The organism is Vallitalea sediminicola, assembly GCF_054408565.1.
Genome location: NZ_BTPT01000030.1, coordinates 11,480 through 30,882, shown reverse-complemented (window position 1 = coordinate 30,882; position 19,403 = coordinate 11,480). Strand labels below are relative to the sequence as shown.

The 19,403-nt window shown below is 26.2% G+C and carries 16 protein-coding genes; 12 read left to right on the top strand and 4 right to left on the bottom strand.

Annotated elements, in window-relative coordinates:
- Positions 1 to 86: 86 nt before the first annotated feature.
- The 4 genes from ACX6CF_RS13900 to ACX6CF_RS13885 all read left to right on the top strand — a co-directional run bounded on the left by ACX6CF_RS13900 (position 87) and on the right by ACX6CF_RS13885 (position 3,982).
- On the top strand, positions 87 to 1,412 hold the full coding sequence (locus ACX6CF_RS13900; protein WP_458785944.1) for an ABC transporter substrate-binding protein: 1,326 nt from the start codon (positions 87 to 89) through the stop codon (positions 1,410 to 1,412).
- Between the two features lie 85 nt (positions 1,413 to 1,497).
- Entirely contained in the window at positions 1,498 to 2,367 is an 870-nt protein-coding gene (locus ACX6CF_RS13895) for a carbohydrate ABC transporter permease (protein ID WP_458785943.1), read from the top strand.
- A 14-nt stretch (positions 2,368 to 2,381) separates the two neighbouring features.
- Entirely contained in the window at positions 2,382 to 3,212 is an 831-nt protein-coding gene (locus ACX6CF_RS13890) for a carbohydrate ABC transporter permease (protein WP_458785942.1), read from the top strand.
- Between the two features lie 242 nt (positions 3,213 to 3,454).
- On the top strand, positions 3,455 to 3,982 hold the full coding sequence (locus ACX6CF_RS13885) for a hypothetical protein (protein ID WP_458785941.1): 528 nt from the start codon (positions 3,455 to 3,457) through the stop codon (positions 3,980 to 3,982).
- Positions 3,983 to 4,187: 205 nt separating this feature from the next.
- On the opposite strand, the gene ACX6CF_RS13880 is transcribed toward ACX6CF_RS13885, so the two are convergent.
- Entirely contained in the window at positions 4,188 to 4,556 is a 369-nt protein-coding gene (locus tag ACX6CF_RS13880; RefSeq protein WP_458785940.1) for a hypothetical protein, read from the bottom strand.
- A 107-nt stretch (positions 4,557 to 4,663) separates the two neighbouring features.
- Positions 4,664 to 5,137, bottom strand: a complete 474-nt coding sequence (locus tag ACX6CF_RS13875; RefSeq protein ID WP_458785939.1) for a hypothetical protein — start codon at positions 5,135 to 5,137, stop codon at positions 4,664 to 4,666.
- A gap of 499 nt (positions 5,138 to 5,636) precedes the next feature.
- Between ACX6CF_RS13875 and ACX6CF_RS13870 the strand changes: the two genes are divergently transcribed.
- Entirely contained in the window at positions 5,637 to 6,440 is an 804-nt protein-coding gene (locus tag ACX6CF_RS13870; RefSeq protein WP_458785938.1) for a hypothetical protein, read from the top strand.
- A 76-nt stretch (positions 6,441 to 6,516) separates the two neighbouring features.
- Positions 6,517 to 7,080, top strand: a complete 564-nt coding sequence (locus ACX6CF_RS13865; protein WP_458785937.1) for a hypothetical protein — start codon at positions 6,517 to 6,519, stop codon at positions 7,078 to 7,080.
- Between the two features lie 315 nt (positions 7,081 to 7,395).
- Here ACX6CF_RS13865 and ACX6CF_RS13860 read toward each other — a convergent pair whose 3' ends face one another.
- Both ACX6CF_RS13860 and ACX6CF_RS13855 read right to left on the bottom strand, forming a co-directional pair.
- Entirely contained in the window at positions 7,396 to 8,067 is a 672-nt protein-coding gene (locus ACX6CF_RS13860; protein ID WP_458785936.1) for a hypothetical protein, read from the bottom strand.
- A gap of 133 nt (positions 8,068 to 8,200) precedes the next feature.
- Complete coding sequence (locus ACX6CF_RS13855; protein ID WP_458785935.1) at positions 8,201 to 8,431, bottom strand: helix-turn-helix domain-containing protein; 231 nt, start codon at positions 8,429 to 8,431, stop codon at positions 8,201 to 8,203.
- A gap of 94 nt (positions 8,432 to 8,525) precedes the next feature.
- Here ACX6CF_RS13855 and ACX6CF_RS13850 point away from each other — a divergent pair, with 94 nt between their 5' ends.
- From ACX6CF_RS13850 to ACX6CF_RS13825, 6 genes are all read left to right on the top strand, one after another.
- Positions 8,526 to 8,816, top strand: coding sequence for a hypothetical protein (locus ACX6CF_RS13850; protein ID WP_458785934.1), 291 nt, complete (start codon positions 8,526 to 8,528; stop codon positions 8,814 to 8,816).
- A gap of 165 nt (positions 8,817 to 8,981) precedes the next feature.
- Positions 8,982 to 9,794 carry a hypothetical protein gene (locus ACX6CF_RS13845; RefSeq protein ID WP_458785933.1) on the top strand — a complete coding sequence of 271 codons (813 nt, stop codon included), beginning with the start codon at positions 8,982 to 8,984 and terminating at the stop codon, positions 9,792 to 9,794.
- Between the two features lie 61 nt (positions 9,795 to 9,855).
- Positions 9,856 to 10,668, top strand: coding sequence for a hypothetical protein (locus ACX6CF_RS13840; protein WP_458785932.1), 813 nt, complete (start codon positions 9,856 to 9,858; stop codon positions 10,666 to 10,668).
- Positions 10,669 to 10,797: 129 nt separating this feature from the next.
- Positions 10,798 to 11,478 (top strand): DUF2284 domain-containing protein, encoded by a 681-nt coding sequence (locus tag ACX6CF_RS13835; protein ID WP_458785931.1) that lies wholly within the window; start codon positions 10,798 to 10,800, stop codon positions 11,476 to 11,478.
- 1,413 nt (positions 11,479 to 12,891) lie between these two features.
- The gene (locus tag ACX6CF_RS13830; protein ID WP_458785930.1) at positions 12,892 to 15,021 is read left to right on the top strand and encodes an AAA family ATPase; all 2,130 of its coding nucleotides are present in this window, start codon (positions 12,892 to 12,894) and stop codon (positions 15,019 to 15,021) included.
- Positions 15,022 to 15,415: 394 nt separating this feature from the next.
- Positions 15,416 to 19,324: an NACHT domain-containing protein gene (locus ACX6CF_RS13825; protein WP_458785929.1), complete on the top strand. Its 3,909-nt coding sequence runs from the start codon at positions 15,416 to 15,418 to the stop codon at positions 19,322 to 19,324.
- Positions 19,325 to 19,403 lie beyond the last annotated feature (79 nt).

The following is a 19,403-nucleotide window of genomic DNA, read 5'->3' as shown; positions in this document are numbered from 1 at the left end:
GACCATTTTGCTAATGAAGATTTACATATATACTAAGATTACGAAAAAAAAATAACTAGTTAACAATTAAGGGAGGATATTTTTTTATGAAATCTATGTTAAAAAAAGTAATGGCTTTGATGGTAACTCTTACGATGGTGTTCACTTTAGCTGCATGTGGTAGCAAAACTGAAAAATCAGATGAAAGTGCATCAAAAGATAAAACAGTTGAAATTTCATATGCAACATTTATGGTAGGTTCACATGTATCAGCGGCTGCTGAAAAAGAAGTTCTAGATGCATTCAATAAAAAGTATGAAGGTAAGATAAAAGTTAAAGTTGAAGAATTACCAAGTGATGATGCTTATGTAAATAAAATGAAAGCTCTTGCTGCTGCTGGAGCATTACCAGATGTTATTAATGGTAAAAATGGACTTAGAGAACTTGCAATTAAAAATGGTCAAGCAGTAGACGTTATGCCTCTAGTTGAAGCTGATGAAGAATGGAACAAATATGTAGGTGAAGGTGCTATCAACTATAGTAAAACAGAAGATGGTAAATTATATTCAATAGCTAACCAAAAGCAAATAGTAGGTTATTTCTATAACAAAGACATGTTTGAAACAACTGGTATCACACCAGCTAAGACATGGGAAGAATTCATGTCAAACAACGAAAAATTAAAAGAAGCTGGATTCACACCACTAGCTATGATGACTGGAGAAAATGCATGGACAACTAATCTATGGCTTGCAGCTATGATAGGTACTAATGGTGAAGAAGGTAACGAATTCATGAATACCAATTATCCTGATAGCTATGATAATGAATTAGTAGTCAATGCTCTTACAATGGTTCAAAAGTGTTTAAAAGATTATACAACTCCTGATGCAATAGGAGCTATCTACGCTAATGCTGCCAATAACTTCTTACAAGAAAATACAGCTATCATTGCTAATGGTCCTTGGATGGTTCCAGATTTCACGGATACATCAAAAGCAAAAGAAGGATTAGTAGATAGAGTTGGAGTTTCACTATATCCTAATGATGGTGTAGTTGCACAATACGAAATCGGATATGTATTATGTACTCAAAACAAATCAAAAGAAGAACAAGATGCTGCTCTTGAGTTCCTAAAATTCAAGACAGGAAAAGAAGCACAAAAAATATTCTTAGAAAAATCAGGTGCTTTACCATTAACAGCAAATGTAGAAATATCAGACGAGTACAAAGCGGCTAATCCACTTGTTGTTGACTTAATCAATATTGCTGATGAAGCAAAATACGGATTTGAAAATATGGATAACACAGCTTATTCAAGTGTAATTGAAGAATTCTCATTAAACTACCCAGAGTTAGTATACGGTGGTATTACTCCAGAGGAAATGGCTTCAAAACTTACACAAGCTGCTAACAAGCATAAAGAACAATAAATATATAAGTTAATACAATTAAAACCTTGTCTTACTATTATGTAAGATGAGGTTTTTAAAAAAACAAATAGCAGTGGAGGACAATATGACTAAAAATAGAAAATGGATAATTTTATTTTTAACTCCTGGTATTATACTTTTCATATTTGTGTTTCTTATCTCAATAGTTTTGTTGGTAGGCACATCATTTACTAACTGGTCAATCGGTTCAAGTATATCATTTTCAGGAATTAAGAATTATATATACCTATTTACTAAAGATAAAGATTTTATAACAAGCATTTTCAATACAATTAAATGGATTGCATTACAATCAACGATACATATACTTATTGGTGTTGGTTTAGCGCTTTTATTAGCAAAATCAAAATGGTATACCTCACTTGTGAGAACAGTATTTTTTATACCAAATATCATTTCAAGTGCGGCACTTGGTTTATTGTTCTTATGTGTAATGAATCCTCAATTCGGAATGGTGAACAATGTTATTAGTAAGATTCTAGGAGAGCAGTTTGTTCACAACTGGTTTATGAATCCTGATACAGCATTCTTCTCAGTAACTATGACTTGGTTACCATATGCAGGATTGGTTACTATTCTGGTTATGGCAGAGATGGCATCAATATCCAAGGAAATATATGAAGCGGCATCAATAGACGGTGCATCATCTTTTCAACAGGATCTATATATTGTACTTCCTATGATGAGAAATATCATTGGTACAGCTACTATATTAGCGGCAACCAGTATGTTACAAAAACTTGATATCATCATTATGACTACAGGCGGTGGACCTGGTGCTAGAACCATGAATATGCCAATGTATCTCTATAACACAGCTCTTGTAGATAATAACTATGGACTTGCAAACGCACAAGGTGTAATTTTAATAATATTAGGCCTTATTACACTTATTTCTGTTCGTAAGATTTATAGAATGGATAAAGAACATTAAGGAGGAACAAAATAGTGAAAGCAATTACACCAATCAAAAAAACATTAACATTCATATTTATTTCATTTATTGTCATAATATCCGTAGTTCCTTTTATCTGGGTGTTTGCATCTTCTTTTAGAGGTAATGCAGAGATTATGTCATCAGTATCAGGATTTCCTAGCGGATTACATTTTGACAACTATGTGGCTGCATTCAATATTGCACCATTACTCATTTTTTATAAAAACAGTGTGGTTGTGTCAATCATAGCTACAGGAATTAATCTTATCATATTTTCGATGGCGGCTTATGTAATAGTTAGATGCAAGTTCAAGTTGAAGAAGACGATCATCATTGCGTTTTCACTTGCACTTGTAATTCCAGGGGCGGCACTATTGCAACCACTTTATAATACACTTTCGGCAACACATATGTATGATACTCTGGCAGGACTTATTATCGTATATGCGGCACTTGGTATGCCAACAACATTTTATATAATGATGAGTTATATTCAGACCATACCTTATACGTTGGAAGAAGCGGCTTATATTGATGGAGCAGGATTCTTTAGAACGTTTGTACAGATTATATTACCACTTACACGTCCTGCATTTGCAACAGCAGGTGTATTACAATTTCTATTCTGTTGGAATGAATTTCAGTTCGGACTTACTTTGACAGGGGACAAGATGAATAGAACAGTTCCTATAGCACTATATTATTTCAAAAGTTCATTTGCCAGTGATTATGGTGCTATGTTCGCGGCAACAGTGTTAGTTACAATTCCAAGTATTATCATATATATGCTTATGCAGAAACAGATTATTTCAGGGCTTGTTTCTGGATCAGTAAAGGGTTAATAAGTGTAAAAAAAGGGACTTAGAGATTAGAGTGAAGGATATTGCTTGAGATATTATAATAGAGATTTCTTGTTTTGACTGGGCAGGTTGAATAAGAAATCTTTTTTGTTGCTTTTATGTCATTTTTTAGATATATTTATTGGATTTAATAATATATTAAAATTAATATGAGGTATTTGTGTTATAATTGATATGTTGAAATAAATTAAATCTAGAAAATGTTATGATAGGGGTTAGGTAGTATGAAAAAGGAAATTTTGGTAGTTGGAGTATTAATATTGCTTTTGATTTTTTTTGAGACTCAGAATAAGAATACTATAGAGGATGCGATGGAGAAGACTAATATAAATGTTAGGCAGATATTGCATCAGGTTGAAACTGACAAGGGGATTGTGGTTTTTTATGAAGTTGAAGAGTATCCTTATAGCAATAGTATTGGTCTAGTCGGAAAATCATTTAACAAGTATAAATGGATTGATGGTGGTGGAAGGGACAGTTTTGATGTAAATAAGGATTTGACTTGTGGATGTTCCAACATTGGTAAATCTAATGAAAAAGGAAGTCCTGACCTTTTTCAAGTAGTACATGGTATTGTTGCGAATGATGAAATATCAGAAGTAAAAGTTACTTTAAAAGGTGAAGAAGCTAAGAATGGTACTATTGTTGAAACTGAGTTAGGAAGGATATGGTATCTGTTCTTGGATGAAGGGATAAGTTATGTACCTCGTATTAAAGGGTTAGATAGCGATGGAGAAATAGTATTTGAGTGATAACAGTAGAGATTACTGATTAAAATTATATTTGTATTATGAATAACCTGTATAGGTGTTGTTATGAATTCTAGTATTGAGAAAGTGAAAGTAACTTTACTTATGTCTATTCATGTGAAATAAGATGAAATAAAAAACGTGTCTAACAGTGAAATGCTGTAATGACACGTTTTTTATCTATATCATAATGTATCAAATTCAAGTGTTAATCGTAACATATCAATATTTTATCGTTTTTTTCTTTGGCATTTACTAAAAGAGGTAGAAGTTCATTAAAAACGTTTTTTGTAACTGAATTAAAAGCTGTTGTATCAACACTTAATAATTCATCAATTACTGGTTTAAGATTAGGTATTTCCCATGGGCTTTCATCATACCAACCTTTATCTAAGTGGTAATAGTAGGATAATCCTGACCATACATTGTTTATTGGTTCTACTGCATTCATAATTGTATCAAAATATCCTATCCAGATTTTTAAGATTAAGTTTTCATTATCAGGTTTTACCCAAATAAATTTAATTTCTGGTTCACCTTCAAATCCTTTGTAATAGTTATTAATTATTTCATTCATTTGTAAACGTAATTTATTATTAAATAATTCTAAATTATCAATTTCTGATATGAATCTGAAACCTTCATCATATCCATAATTATCTCCGTTTGATATTAGAGCAGTATTTAACTTTTGCTAATAGACAATTTTAGCTTATCTAGAATTGATTTATTAGTACAATATATTTCAAAATAGCTATAGTCAAAAGCTCTGATTTCAATTTTACCCAATTCGTGTTGTATGCCCTCAGGTTCTTCTGTGTTAGGTATTAAATTATTATCCCAACTTACCTTTATTTCTTTTGTAAAAGCGATGAACACTCCTGAACTAAATTGGTCAACATATTGTAATTTTTTAATTAAACTTGATGTGTTTTCTATATAGCACAAATTATTTTGTATTGTGTAAGGAAATAATTCTTCAATAGATTTTAAACCTGCATATTCTATGTCGGAACAATACCAGCACATATCTTTAGTATCATCAATGATATTATTAAGTATCATATTAAATTGTTCACCTAAACAGCATATTGAATTTTTAAATGCTTCTTTTCCTAGTTTTAAGGAATATACTTTATTCTTTGTGTTTTTTTTCAATTCTTATTCCTTTCATTTAATCCATATGAACCATTAATTAAATCTGCTTCATGTATATGTATTTTTATGAGTTGCATCACTCCATTATATTATCATAAGTAGTTAATTAATTCTATTGTTATTATGACAGCATATTTAGGCACATAGCTTATGATTTAGAGATATAAGTAATTCATATATATTTTATCGTATCTACAGATACAATCAATATAATTAAGCAGTGTTATAATATATTTTAATTTATGATCCTTCAATAAGATTTTCTAATCTATTATAATCTCCTTTGGCTCCTGAATATAAATAAAAATTAGGTGATAAAACAAGAAGAAATTTAAAAAAGAGCAAAAAATAAAAAATATAATTGACAATGTATATAATAATAATTATAATTAGCATAGATGTTTTTATTGCAAAACATATATAGTACAAAAACATAAAATGATACTTATTATACTGTTGGAATTTTTAATACAAGATAAGAAAAAGGGAGGAATTTTGAATGAAAAAATATTTATGTTTAATTATTTGTATTTTAATTGCATTGAGCAGCATGAATACTTCATTTGCTGCAGAAAATAGTAGTATTAATGATATTGAATTGAGGAATTTAGCAATTGCTCAAAATAAAGTGCTGAGTATGGATGAATATAATATAATACGGAATAAATATAAAGATGATGTAATTGGACTTGATAATGCGCTTAAAAAATATTATGTAACAACTGAAAGAGATACAAAATTAACTAGATTAGCAGATGATGGAAATTATATAGGAGAAGTTGCAATTAGAGAAAAATATGTATACGTACATAATAAAGATACAGGTGAAAATTTTAATATTGGAGCAGTATCAAGTGGAAAACCTAAAGATTATACCGATACATTTATGGGATTTCTAGGTTTTGTTCCTAAAATTGGAGTAGTAATTTCAGTGATTTCACTTATAAAGAGTGTGATACAAATAGAACAAGCTACAACTGCAGACAGCGTTGGGTTTAAAGAACAATATTCGTATAAAGTCACAATAAAGACAGCAGTGTATTGGGATGGAAATACTTGGTATATTGCAGCAAGAACTGAAAAAAGAAAAGTTGATGGATTTTATGTTATATCAGCATATATACCTGAGCATGTAGCTAAAACTAGAAAAGTAGGTACAATTAGAATTGATACGGCAAGGTATTTTGATGATGAGGATACCTTAAAGAAGATAGCAAGAGCGTTTGTACCTGGTATGAGTAATATCAATTCACAAACATATATAAATGGAACACATGAATTCCCATTAAAAGAATATAAATAAAATTAATGATGATTTTGTATAATGAGAGTAATATATAATATGTTAAAATAATATATATATATGAGGAGTATATGTAATGCGAAAAAAAATATTAATATCTTTGTTAGTGGTAGTAATTATATCAATTATTATGTTTTGGAATAGATACAAATCAGATGTATATTTATTTTATAATCAATTACAATTTGAGCCTGGATTTAGCGTTGATAAAATGGTTTTATCAAAGGCTAGTGAGTTTGTTCCTAGAATAAGTTTCTATTATAATAACAATTATTCAATAAAAAACTTAGATAATTATTTTGATAAAAAATGTAAAATAGTTTTGGATAATAATAATTATATATATAGTGAAGATATAAAAAATACAATAATAAAAAAGAATAAAAAAAATGATAATATCATAATATTACCTAGTAGTAGCAAATCTACAATTATTAATCACAAAAAAAATGAATTTAATATTTTAGTAAGTGGAAAATTAACATTATCTAGCAATAATGATGAAGCCTTAGAGAATAGTAAAGATGAAATATATTATGAGTATACAGTTACATTTGAAAAGAAATTCTTTTTTATTTGGAAGGCAACTTATTTCAAGACTGAAAGTGAGTTAATTGCAAATCTTATGATTGAAAAATAATAAGAGTATATTAGATGGAACCTTAAGAGTGTAAATATTTTTGTGTAATCTCATTTCTTGACCATTTAGGATCTAAAGTTGTTACGGAATGGTTTTTTGAAGGACAGTTCAATAGTAATGACAGCTTTTACACACAGTTTAACACTAGAGGACGTATGGGGGACATTACAGGTAGACCGAATGAAGATGATTTAAGAAGAGTAGATAGTATGGTTAGTGGTATATTGAACGTGTAATGAACAAAGTTGATATTCTAGCATCATTAAAAATACGGTCATCTAATAGGTGACCGTTAAATTATATTTAAGCAAGTATTTATTCAACTAATTGTAGTTCGATGGAATCATTTTCAGCACCATATCCACTACGGTAGTTAGTGAGTCCTATATCTTTTTTCCATGTGAATGATTCGTAATATCCTGTAGAGACTTGATTATTATATGAATGATATTCTCTTTCGTCATTATTTACATTTAGGTAATGATGAAATCCTTGTTCGTTATCATCTAATGAATCTTCAATTTGGGTATCTTGACAAACGATTACACTATCTTCTGGTAATTCTTCATTTGTCTTTAACATATCAAGGTTTTGTTCAGTTGGTTCTATTTTATATATCTTATCTTCTTGAACATAAAAATAACCTAAGTTCAAGCGTTCATCATTAATGCCTTCTATAGGGTCTGGTTTTAACTCATATAATTTTCCGTATTTAAGATTAGCTAATTCATTAATATTCAAGGTTACATCTTGTTCAATAATATCATCAAATAAAAATTTCCCTTTATAGTTTTGTTCAGAAATATTGTTGGTAAAAAAATAGGGGTTAACTATTTCTTTATCGGTAATTTTGGTATCAGTCTGTGATGATATTTTTGAATTATCATCATAATTACTTTCATTCTTATCATTTGAGATATTATTAGCTATTAGAAAAGATATTACTATTATTACAATTGCAAAGATTATAACTAGTGCTTTTTTCATAAATTATCTCCTGAATTCACTGTGAATGAAATTTAGTGTATTACATACCTAATTATATTAGCATAATTATTTAATCAATTCAACATAAAAGATTGTTTCTATATTGGTAAGAATCTTTTAAAATTAATTAGCATTATTTTATTTTCTTAGATGAATAAGGTGTTTTTATATCAGTTCTACCAGCTAAATAGTCAAGGCTAGTTCCATAATAATCTGCTAATTTATATAAGGTCTCTACTGTTATGGAAATTTCGCCTCGTTCATATCTTGAATAAGTTCTTTGGTTAATGTTTAGAAATTCTGCTATTTGAGATTGAGTTAAATCATTATCTTCTCTAATATTTCTTATACGTTCAAATACCATTTCAATCACCTCTTGGTTGAATTATATCTTAGGCATATTAGTAGTATTGACAAATAGGCTTAATAAGCCTAAAATAATTTTGGAGGTGTTTTTAATGAAAGTAGAATACGATAAAATTATTAATAAAATAATAGAAGATTTAATTGGGTATGCATATGAAGGTATATTAAATAATGATGAAGAGTTTAGAGAAATGGAGAAAAAATTATGTGTTCACAGTAAAAAAATGCAAGATGTGTTAATTCATTTGGATAGTAGAGATAGAAAGGTTATAGAGGATTATATGGAACAAGTGCAGTGTATAAACGGAGAGTATAATAACAAGATTTATGTTCAAGGGGTTAAGGATTGTGTTAAGGTATTAAAGTATTTTAAGGTGATTTAAATATTATAATGTAGTACTATGTTATTTAATATTATTATAATATAATTAAATTGAAGTATTTTGTATTAAATAGTATAATAATATCAACTATATTAATTATATATTTATTTGATAACCAAATTTAATAATATTAAATACTAATTTTAGCCTGAAAGGGAAAGAGCTATGAACGATACTCAAAAATTTCAAAAAGATGTGGTTGATAAAATGAAATCATATTTTATTAAGAAACTCACAGAAATAGATTTTAATAATAGTGAAGATAGATTAAAAAAAGAATATGAAAAACAATTAAAATTAATTTGTACAAATTATAAAACAAAGGCTAAGAGATTTGCTGATTATGATATTTGCGAAGTTATTATCTCCGCTTTGAGTGAACCATGTACTTATTATACAAACGATAATTTTATACAAAGTGGGAATTTAGATAGTATATATTCACCAAGAATAGATTTATCATTTTCACCAATAATTAAAAAGAATAATTCTAAAAGTGAAAGTATAGGGGTATACAGTCTTACAGATGATGTAAAATTATTCGATTTTGTACATAACCTAGATTTTATTAGAAACTTGGAAAAGCTTATTAGAGATGTATCAAATAAGAATATGAATGAATTCAGGTTACCAAGATGTGATATTGGAATATCAAATTGGAATTACCCAAATAAAAGACCACTACATTTATTTGGAATCGAAATAGAAAACCAAAAAAATACTAAACATTTGATGGGAGATTTTTTTAATGCAATAAACCTTTCAAAAATACCAGTAATTGTAGTGCCAGAATCAAATATTAATAATTTAATGAATATGCTTAAATATAATAAGACTATACAGGATTTAAAACAATTACCAACATTTAAAATGTTGAGTAAAGTTTCTGTTATTACAGTGAGACAGTTTAGAGAAATATTGAATAGATTACTTGAATGCGAAGGTTTGGGGTTAATCAATGTTGAAACCTACAATTAAGTTAAATACATTGAATCAATTATTTTTAACATTACACTAACTTATTATGGAAGGGGTGATTATGGTGAGTATATTGTTAAATAATATACATTTGATATTAACATTTGTAATTTCTTCTATTGGATTAGGTAAAATATTATTAATTCCTGAAACAGAAAGAAAAATTGGACCATATTATCTAAGAATACTCCATAAAGGCATATTTGAAATTACAATAATGTTATTAATTTTTTTCTATGTTTCTATTATAAAATATAGTCATTTATGTATCTTAAATTCATCTGCTTTTGCAATAATAATAATTATAATATTATTGATGATAACATTATTTCTGACAGTATATAGAGTTTCAAATGAGTTACATAATAAACAGTATAAATTTTTTAATACTATAAAAAATATCAGTAAAAGATATATTATTTTAATTAGTATATTATTTTTAGTATTAACTATCTTCTCAGTAGTGATATTAGATAATATGCTTTTAAGATTTATTCTAGAATATAGACAATACGGTCTAGATATATGTACTATTATTGAGCTCTTTATAAGAAATATACAAATTGATGAAAGCATTGTAGGTAGTTTGAATTCTGTAAGGTTAATAGTTATTATCTATTACTTTACTTTTTACATATTTTATAGAATATTAATATTATCTACTTTAATAAAAACTTTTCAGGTATTATACCCTTATAAAGAATGTGTTTGCGTAAAAATGAAGAATGGTATTATATATGAAGATGCTAAGTTTATAACTCGAAATAATAATATTATTATAATAAAACCTGAAAAAAGTATAAGCACCGTTATATTATTTACAAATGATATTTTAGCTATTGAGTTCAAAGTTGTAAAATGTACCAAAGTGTAAAACATTAATAAGGAGATATGATTTAGATGATTAATAAAAAATTCTCTTAGTATATAGTATAATTTAAGTTAAAGTTAAAGGTAATTGTTTTAGAAAAGTATAATATACTTATATGAATGAGGTATGAAGATGAAATTGACTGTAAAAGTAAGATTAAAGCAATTGACAAAAGAAACATTATTTGAAGCATATAAAAGAGAGGAAGTCTTGGGGTATTGTAAGAGATGTAGTAATTATGGTAAGAACTATAGCTGTCCTGAATTTGAATTTAATACAATAAGGTATTTAGAACCGTATAATTACGCCACAATTATTATGACTGAAATAGATACACAACCTATTAAAGCACAAATAGATAGGTTTGACATAGGCGACTTTAGGTCAGATGTATTTAACAATTATATAAAAATCAAACCTGATGAAGTTATTGATATTAGTAGTGTTATTTCTATGTATGCATTCAATAATATAAAAAATCAGATGACAGATAAATTAATTCAGATTGAAAAAGATATAGATAATACAATTGGACTACCACCAGGCTCATGTACAAGATGTAGTACTTGTTTTAAACAACAAGGGAAACCCTGTGTTTATCCAGAGACACTAAGGTATTCTCTTGAAGCATTAGGTTTTATGGTGTCTGATATATATAAGAAGTGGTTCGACTTAGAACTTGGTTGGACAAAGGGTGAGTTGCCTGTAGTTTTTAATAGTTGTAGTGCGTTGATGACAAAAGAGAAAATAAGTGAAGCTGTTATTTTAGATGAATTGGATGGGATAGTATTGAATATTAATTATAAGGAATAGAAAAGATGTAATTTTAGAAGCAAGACTTTATTTTCTTAATAAAGCTTTGCTTTTTTAGTGGTGATAATTTGATATTATATAGGTAAAAACTAGAAAGTAAAAACCAGTAAAGTTAAACTAAAATGATTTAAGATCGGTAGGTTTTAGAGGAGTATTAAAAGCAAGGTGAGTTGTTGAATGGTTTGTAAATAATAAGAATTATTTTAAGAGTTAAGATTTGTGTTAAATTAGATGTTATTCTTAAAGAAAGTTTAACATTCAAATATTAAAATATGTAATTGAATATAAATATAATAGAATTAATTTGAAGTGTTTTGTATTAAAGAGTATAATTAAATATATTATATTAGTTATTTGTAACTTTATAGTAGGTGACTATAATGTCTATAGTGAGAATTTAAAAGGAAAAAGCAACATAATTAAGTATTTGACCAAAATTTATTAAGATTTAATATGTTCTTTTAGAATCTATAAAACTACTAAGCAATAGTGTTTATAATTACTTTATTAAATAATGGGGGAAGAATGTATGTTTATATAAAAGATTTAAATTGTAGAGTTTATTATTATGGAGATATTATATTTAACCCAATTAAAAACCAAAAGATTCATGGTAATTTATAAAAGAGTATTTTAAATTAGCTTAAAAAGAACTGGCTTTTGATTTAACATTTTTTGCTAAGTTGAAAAGAGATGGTAAACATATTCATAGTATTTGAATGAATTATTTGGGTTGCTTATTAAAAGATTTAATTGAAGATAGATTGAATGATAATTTGGTAATCACATTAAGAAGAATATAATATGACTAAAAATGTATATTTATATAGATGGACATATGAAGATCACTATACATATCCTAATTAACTTGTTGAAAAATATTTTTATCATTGCATTGTTTTAAGAAATAAAGTAGGTCATGACTTTTAGGTGGATTTATTTTACATGATAGATTAATTAAAGCAATAAATGAACATTAGGACGAGTACAAGAAATTGAATCAAAAAAAACATAGGGTACTTGGGAAATATTATTGGTAAATATAGACATTAAGTATATAGATAATAATTTAATAAATCATTAGATAAGATTTTATGATTTATGCATGGTTTGAAAAAATTTAATCTTTGTTAAATTGGTTTTATGTAATAGTTCAAAAACATAAGAGTAATATAATAATAATTATTAGTATTACTGAAAATTAAATAAATGAAAATAAATGATAAACTATTATAAGAAAACAAGAATAAATTAATAACCCATTAGTCTAATAATTAGAAGTTTTATATGGTTATAAATAAAAGAAATGTAATAATATTAATGTATTAGGATATTGTATTTTAGCAATAAGTAAGCAAATTATATTATAAGAAGGTTTGCGTAGAATCCATAAAAATTTTGGAGGTATTATTAATGTATAGAGTTACAATAACAAATTGTAATAATATTGAAAACGGTACAATTAAAATTCAAAAGAATAAGCTTAATATTAAATATGGAATTAACGGGGCTGGAAAAACTACCTTGTCGAAGGCTATATTTTTTGCCAAAGATAATGACAAATTACAGTCTTTAAGAACTTACTATTCTGAAAATCCTGCAGAGGTTAGTGTTATTCCTGAATTATCAAATGTATTGGTTTTTGATGAGAATTTTGTAAATCAAGTTGTTTTTAAGGAAGATAATGTAATTGAAAATACTTTTGAAGTTTTTTTAAAAACACCGAATTATGATCAAAAAAAACAACAGCTAGATAATCATTTACTGTCGCTTAAGGAAATAATGGATGAGCATCAAGATATTACTGAACTACGTGCTAGTCTGTTAAAAATAAATAGCAAATTTAAACGTACATCAACTGGGACCTTAAGTAAAACAGGTACTTTTAAAAGTTTATTATCAAAACAAAATATATACAATATACCTGTTGAGTTAGAAGATTATAAACCTTTTATTAGTAACAAAGAGATCAATATACCTTGGATTGATTGGAAAAATAAAGGTGATGCCTATGATAATACCGATCATTGTCCTTACTGTTCTGAAAAGTTAGATATACCAAAACATACAATTAAAAAAAAAATATTTACAAAGACGTATACAAAATCAGATTCTCAAAACCTAAAAGAAGCTTTGGAATTGTTGCAGAATCTAAAAACATTTATTAGGGAAGACAAATACATTGAACTAATTGGATATATAAAAAATGATACATCAGAAGATATTATTAAAACTATTATGACAAAGTTAACTACAGAATTTGACCTGATTTTATCAAGATTTTATGAAATTTCTGAGTTTGGAGATAGAAAAATAGCAATAGCTGATATCTCAAAACTTGAACAGCAAATTAATAACATGGAATTTCCGATATCACTTTTTGAAATGTTTGGTGGAGAAAAAATAGAGAATGTTTTTGCTGTTGTTAATGCGAATGTTGCTACATTAAAAGAAGAAGTATCTGTTTTAAAAAGAGAAATGGGAGCTTTAAAAGGGGTTGTACAAGCTACTATACAAGCTTCACAAAATGATATTAATGAATTTCTTAAAACTGCTGGAATAAATTATGAGCTAGAAATTTTAGCTGAAGATGAGATAAAGAGTAGAACTATATTGAAACAGTGTTTTGGTGGAGAAAAGACAGATGTATCCAATATAAGGCAACATTTAAGTTGGGGCGAAAAAAATGCATTTTCACTTATTTTGTTTATGTACTATTCACAAACCCAAAATCCGGACTTAATTATCTTAGATGACCCTATTTCCTCATTTGATAGCAATAAAAAATTTGCTATTATGCACAGAATGTTTAAAAATATTGGGAAAAGGGATATATCTTTGGTAGGAAAAACGGTCCTCTTATTAACACATGATTTTGAACCAATAACGGATTTTATTGTAGTTGGAAAATTATCGTCTGAAAATGCTACAGCTTCTTTTATTTGGAATGAGAATGGTGTGATACAGGAAAAAGCGATAGATGCTGATACTGATGTAAAATTGATCGTTGCAGAATGTGAGGAAATTGCTAAAAATGATAGCATTAATATTGTTAGTAGAATTGCTTTTTTAAGAAAATTATGCGAACTTAATGATCGTAAAAATTCATGGGGAAATGCTTATGAAATCTTATCATGTTTAATTCATGGAAACGAAATAAAACGCAAAATAGCAAATGATCGTTTTATAGAGATGAGTGAAGCTGATAAAAGTGATGGCATATCAAAAATTAAAGAATATATCAGAAGCTTTAATTATGATAACTTGCAAGACAATACTTATACGATATCAGGAATTAAAGATATCTATACTATTGAATCTAATGCGTATTTACAAGTTCAGCTTTTTAGAACAATCTGTGAAATTGCAGATAAAAATAAGTTGAAATTATCTCCTTTAGATAGTGGCTGGTATAAATTCATAGATGAAACATATCATATTGAAAATGACTTCTTACACTACTTAGACATAAGAAAATTTAATATTGTACCTAGCTATATCTCGAATAATGTAAAAGAAATGATGAATAAATTAAATGATTGAAAATATTGAATAGCAGTTGGATTTTATTTGATTTTACAGATTTTTAGTCATAATTATATGTGCTATAATCTTCAGTTTTTCAATTTCTTAGTTTCTATATAATACAGGTCATGTTGGCGATAATTATTAAGAGTAATTTATATTAGATAATGATCATGGTGATTTACCTTTTTATTACCTTAGTATATCACTAGTTAAGTAGAGTTTATACCTTTTGCTAAAGATGGTACATAATGGGATGAAAAACATATTAGGCACAGGTTATTAGTGTCTATAATGAAAGCTTAAATGAGTATTAATTATAGTAATTATAAGAAATTCAAACTACAGCGGTCCATAATGAATCCTAAGTTGGCTAAATAAGAATAGTAATTTTTTTTGAAGGATGAAAAATATGAAAAATAACAATAGAGATGATTTTAATGAAAAAACTAAAATAAAATTAGCACAACGTGTTGCGTATATATGTTCTAATCCTAATTGCCGTAATATGACCGTAGGACCTAATAAAGATAGTAATAAATCTACAATTACTGGTGTTGCTGCACATATAAAAGCAGCAGCTCCTGGTGGGCCTAGGTATGATTGCGATATGACTTCTGAAGAAAGATGTAGTATTACAAATGGAATATGGCTTTGTTGCACTTGCTCTACAATGATTGATAAAGATCCAATAAATTATCCTGTTGAACTTCTTTATAGATGGAAAACCGATGCCGAAGCTTGTGCAACATTATTACTTGAAAAAAAGACTAAATTGAAGACAATTAGTAGCATGACATCTAAAATTCAGTACTCTACTGTTGAAAACTATATAAACCGAAAAATTATATCAATTGATAATTACAATGATAATTATTCTGAAAATAGAGTTTGCTATATAAATAAAAACACTACACTTATTAAGACTGTAGAAGAAAATAATTTAATAATATTGTTGGGTGAAGCAGGTAGCGGAAAATCCTATCAATTACAACAGCTAGCTTATGATTTATCTGATAGTAAAAATAATCTATATCCAGCTTTAATAAGTTTATATAACTATATAGATAAAGAGATTGAAGACATAATACCAAAAGAATATACTGATATTTTATATAGTGATAAAATTTTGACGCTTATTTTAGATGGCTATGATGAAATACAAGATAAAGATTCTCGGAACTTTATAAGAAGAATAAATAGTTTTATTAATCACAATATAAAGCTTGTAATTTCTACAAGGACAAATTTTTACAAGAGTGCTATATTTAAAAAATTTAAACAATATTATATTTTGGATTTAGAATATGAAGATATATTAAACTATTTAAATAAAAAAAGTATTAATATTGATGAATTTTATAAAGATATTAACAAAAACAGATTAAAAGAATTACTTAAAAAACCTTTTTATTTAACTAGAATAGTTGATTTATACTCTCAAAGTAAATCTTTGCCAAAGAAAACAGAATTAATGGATGAATTAATTGATGATAGTTTTAATTTTGATAGTAACCATTATATAACAACTAAAGATATATCAGAAGAAAAAATGGAACTATTTAATTTACTTGAAAAAGTTAGTTTTTCTCTTGTTTGCTTAGAAAAGAACTATTTAAGTGATGATGAATATCAAAAAGAGTTTAATAAAGCGGAAAGGGAATTATTAAAATATAGTGGTATCTGGAAGAAAAATAACGATAATAATTGGCGATTTATACATAATAATTTTTGTGAATATCTAGCTGCTAAATTAATTTCAAAAAAATCTATAGAAGAAATTGTAAGGTTAATTACTTATAGTAATAGAAAATCAATAAAACCTTCATGGGTTAATACTCTCTCATACATTACAAATATATATAAAGATAATAATTTGAAAAATTGGTTATACAAAAATTCGCCTAAACAACTAATTAAATTTGAGAAAGATAGATTTACCAATAAAGAGAGGGTTGAAATATTCAAAAAAATATTTCATACATATTCAGATAAAGCAATATGGATAGAGTATGATGTTAAGAAAGATTTAGTGGCTTTTGATGAAAGCAGAAGAACTTTATTGTTTTTACTTAACGAAATAAAAAAACCTAAAAATATTCAATCACTGAAAAACTCCCTTGATTTATTAGGGGAATTTAATAAGACATTTAATTTAAGTCCAGAAATAATTGAAATACTATCAGTTTATATATTTGATGATAAAAATGATGAATATATAATAAACAGAGGAATTTTAGCTTTGGCAAATTTAAGAATACAAAATAAAAATTTAACCATAAAATTAATGAAATATTTTAAAAATAGTGATAAGTCTTATATACGATATAGTATATATAAGTACTTAAATACATCACAATATCTTGATGAAAATATCCATTTTTTTGTTGATGGTATTAAATATTGTTATTGGATAAAAATTGATAATAAAGAAATTAGAGTTAGTAATGAGTCTTTGGAGTTATTAAATGGTATTAGCAAAATAAGTACTATAAAAGCTTTTGAAAAAATAATAAAAGCTTTAATTATTTATAATAAAAGTAATTGTATATATTCAATTGAAACATTAATAAAAACCACTTTGAAATTAGCTGAAAAGTTATATTGCAAAAGCCGCACTATTGTATTTAATAGAGTTTATATTTTAACTATAAATACATATGAAAGGTATATCGGGCTAAATAAAAATTTTATTACTTTTTTTACGAATACTAATTCACGTGAAAAAGTATTTGGAAAATTAGCAAAAGATGATAATTATAAGTTTCATTATATAATACATAATTTTTATTATGATGGTTGTTATAATAAATTTGTAAAAATGTACCAACAAGGTAAATTAAAAGATGATACTGCCATAAGTTTTGCAATTAAAATGAACCAAAATGCTAAAGAGTTTATTAAATTAACTGAGTTAATAAAAGCAAAAACAGGAAAAATAATAATTAAAAGAGAACATATAGATTACTATGAACTACATAAAGTAGGAACTCAAAAATTTTTCAATGCTCTTTTTGATCAAGACAAATTTAATAAATTAATATATGAATTTATTAATTTGAGTAAAGATAATAATGTAACTATAAAAGATTCTATAAATTATAGAAAAAACATAAATCAACGTAAAGATTTAGATCTTACAGTATGGGCTATTTATCTGGATACAAAACAACAACAAATGTTATTATCTGATTTTTTACATGAAGTAATATGGATAGACTTCTCATCTTATCAGATTTACGAAGTGTTGAATAATAAAGATTATGAAGTTGAAATTAGTTGCGAGCAAAAATATTATATACAGAATTATTTTTATGTAAAAATAACTAGTATTAATTTTTCAAAAGCAATTATATATAAAAATGACAATAATTATTCAATTGAAAGATGTGTTCCTCAACTACTTTTTTTCTTAACATATTTTAATTTGGATTGTGAAGAAAAAATATTATTAAATACGCTTATTTTCCCTTATGATACCAATAATGAAAGACAATCATATTTTTTATATATTGAGCAACGAGTTAATTTAGAAAATATGAAAAAGCGTGTTATATATAATCTTGAAAGTAAAAATCTTATGGGAGAAGTATATGAAGAACATATTAAGTTTTGCATAAAACATAATATTTACTATGTTGAATATATAGCAAAAGAAGTTTGTATTGATAAAACAAGAAATGAGTCTGTTAAAAGAATAACTATTGATTATTTAATTATGTTATTAAAAGATAATATGTTGAGCAAAGATAAATTTTACAATAAAATAGTTTCGAAAATAGACGAAAAATTATTATTTTATGTTAGTGAAACATTATATAATCATAATGATAAAGAACTAAAAGATATATTAATTAGTAGAGTTGATATTTCAGAAGCTAAATACAAACTAATGGCTTATCTTATAAAAATGAACTCAAAAATAGGGATAGAATATTATATTAGTTTAATTGAAAAAGAGAAACAAACTCCTACAAAATTTTCATGTGGTGAAGAAATGACAAAATCTATAGCTATGATTAATGATATAAATAATTTGTCATATATTATAAGAATTATTGATATTCGCTTCTCTAATGGATTTAAAGATTGTAGTTTACAAAGTTTATATAGAAGTTTATCAGATTCCTTATATTTACTAGGAACTCAAAATAAAGAAAGCTATAAAAAAGTAAATAAAGAATTAAGAGAAGCTCTTTCTAAAACAGATAATACTAGTAAGTCAGAAAATGAAATTTTAAAGATAGGATTTATAAATAATGCATTAGATAATTTAAAAGAAAGTTACCTTAAAAATAAGGAAGGTAATATTATCTATTAATGTATAAAAACAAAGCATAAATTAGTCATTATTACGAAATATAAACCTAGTAAAATTAATATATCTTATATACAAAATA

What these genes read in the sequence shown, in the direction of transcription:
- ACX6CF_RS13885 (WP_458785941.1), top strand. Translation starts at nt 3,455, where the DNA reads ATGAAAAAGGAAATTTTGGTAGTTGGAGTATTAATATTGCTTTTGATT.
- ACX6CF_RS13865 (WP_458785937.1), top strand. Translation starts at nt 6,517, where the DNA reads ATGCGAAAAAAAATATTAATATCTTTGTTAGTGGTAGTAATTATATCA.
- ACX6CF_RS13850 (WP_458785934.1), top strand. Translation starts at nt 8,526, where the DNA reads ATGAAAGTAGAATACGATAAAATTATTAATAAAATAATAGAAGATTTA.
- ACX6CF_RS13900 (WP_458785944.1), top strand. Translation starts at nt 87, where the DNA reads ATGAAATCTATGTTAAAAAAAGTAATGGCTTTGATGGTAACTCTTACG.
- ACX6CF_RS13870 (WP_458785938.1), top strand. Translation starts at nt 5,637, where the DNA reads ATGAAAAAATATTTATGTTTAATTATTTGTATTTTAATTGCATTGAGC.
- ACX6CF_RS13860 (WP_458785936.1), bottom strand. Translation starts at nt 8,067, where the DNA reads ATGAAAAAAGCACTAGTTATAATCTTTGCAATTGTAATAATAGTAATA.
- ACX6CF_RS13855 (WP_458785935.1), bottom strand. Translation starts at nt 8,431, where the DNA reads ATGGTATTTGAACGTATAAGAAATATTAGAGAAGATAATGATTTAACT.
- ACX6CF_RS13880 (WP_458785940.1), bottom strand. Translation starts at nt 4,556, where the DNA reads ATGAATGAAATAATTAATAACTATTACAAAGGATTTGAAGGTGAACCA.
- ACX6CF_RS13825 (WP_458785929.1), top strand. Translation starts at nt 15,416, where the DNA reads ATGAAAAATAACAATAGAGATGATTTTAATGAAAAAACTAAAATAAAA.
- ACX6CF_RS13830 (WP_458785930.1), top strand. Translation starts at nt 12,892, where the DNA reads ATGTATAGAGTTACAATAACAAATTGTAATAATATTGAAAACGGTACA.
- ACX6CF_RS13840 (WP_458785932.1), top strand. Translation starts at nt 9,856, where the DNA reads ATGGTGAGTATATTGTTAAATAATATACATTTGATATTAACATTTGTA.
- ACX6CF_RS13835 (WP_458785931.1), top strand. Translation starts at nt 10,798, where the DNA reads ATGAAATTGACTGTAAAAGTAAGATTAAAGCAATTGACAAAAGAAACA.
- ACX6CF_RS13845 (WP_458785933.1), top strand. Translation starts at nt 8,982, where the DNA reads ATGAACGATACTCAAAAATTTCAAAAAGATGTGGTTGATAAAATGAAA.
- ACX6CF_RS13895 (WP_458785943.1), top strand. Translation starts at nt 1,498, where the DNA reads ATGACTAAAAATAGAAAATGGATAATTTTATTTTTAACTCCTGGTATT.